At 63.9% G+C, this 1,198-nt stretch carries 2 protein-coding genes; both read left to right on the forward strand.

What is annotated here, in order from left to right; genetic code table 11:
- Window positions 1-1,099, forward strand: a 1,099-nt coding sequence (locus tag EOC06_RS37500; RefSeq protein ID WP_128310130.1) for an efflux RND transporter periplasmic adaptor subunit, incomplete at its 5' end; no start/stop codon positions are given.
- Window positions 1,100-1,102: 3 nt separating this feature from the next.
- Window positions 1,103-1,198: efflux RND transporter permease subunit (locus EOC06_RS45270; protein ID WP_164899005.1), on the forward strand; the 96-nt coding region annotated here is incomplete at its 3' end.

Genomic DNA, 1,198 nt, shown 5'->3' on the forward strand with positions numbered 1-1,198 from the left:
GCAATCGGTGGCGATAACAGCCGAACTGCCGGGACGGACGTCTGCCTCGCTGACCGCCGATGTGCGTCCGCAGGTCAACGGCATCATCCAGGCGCGGCTGTTCAAGGAAGGCAGTGAGGTGGTGGTCGGGCAGCCGCTCTACCTCATCAACCCGGCGAGCTACCAGGCAGCCTATGACAGCGCGCAGGCAGCCCAGCAGAAGGCCGAAGCGGCGGTGCCGACCGCGCAGGCCAAGTTCGACCGCTATGCCGGCCTGTTGAAGCAGAACGTTGTTTCCAAACAGGATTATGACGATGCTGCGGCAACGCTGGCGCAGGCCAACGCGGATGTTGCATCCGCCAAGGCCAGTGTCGAGACCGCGCGCATCAACCTCGACTACACCAAGATCACCGCGCCGATCGCCGGTCGCATTGATAAGTCGTCGCTGACGCCGGGCGCGCTCGTCACCGCCAACCAGGACAGCTTGCTCACCACCATCCGTTCGCTAGATCCGATCAATGTCGATGTCACACAATCGAGCACCAATCTGCTCAATCTGCGCCAGGCCATCAATGAGGGCCGGCTGAAGTTCAGCGGCCCCAATGTCAGCGTCAAGCTGAAGCTCGAGAACGGCACCATCTACACGCAGACCGGCAAGCTGGAATTCGCCGGCGCCAATGTCGACCAGACCACCGGCACCTTCGCGCTCAGGGCCGAATTCCCCAATCCCGATCGCTTGCTGCTGCCCGGCATGTATGTGCGGGCGCTGGTCGAGGAGGGCGTTGCCCAGAACAGTTTCCTGGTGCCGCAGCGCGGCGTCAGCCGCAACACCAAGGGCGAGGCGACTGCCATGGTCATCAACGCGCAAGGGAAAGTCGAGACACGCGTGCTCGCAGTGCGCAACAGCGTCGGCAACAACTGGCTGGTGGATTCAGGCGTCGGAGACGGCGACCGCGTCATTGTCGAGGGCTTGCAGCTTGTCCGCCCCGGCGGCGACGCAACGGGCGTCGAAGTGACGATCGACGAGACGACCGGCGAGGTCAAGGACCGCGCGCAGACCTCTTCGTCCGTGCCAGCTGCCTCCGAAGTGGCCGCCAACGCCCCGAAGGCCGGGAACTGAGAGATGTCAGCATTCTTCATCAACCGGCCGATCTTCGCCTGGGTGATCGCCATCGTGATCATGCTGGGCGGACTGCTCGCGCTCACCACGCTGCCGATC

Source organism: Mesorhizobium sp. M7A.F.Ca.MR.362.00.0.0 (assembly GCF_004023175.1).
Taxonomy (GTDB): Bacteria; Pseudomonadota; Alphaproteobacteria; order Rhizobiales; family Rhizobiaceae; genus Mesorhizobium.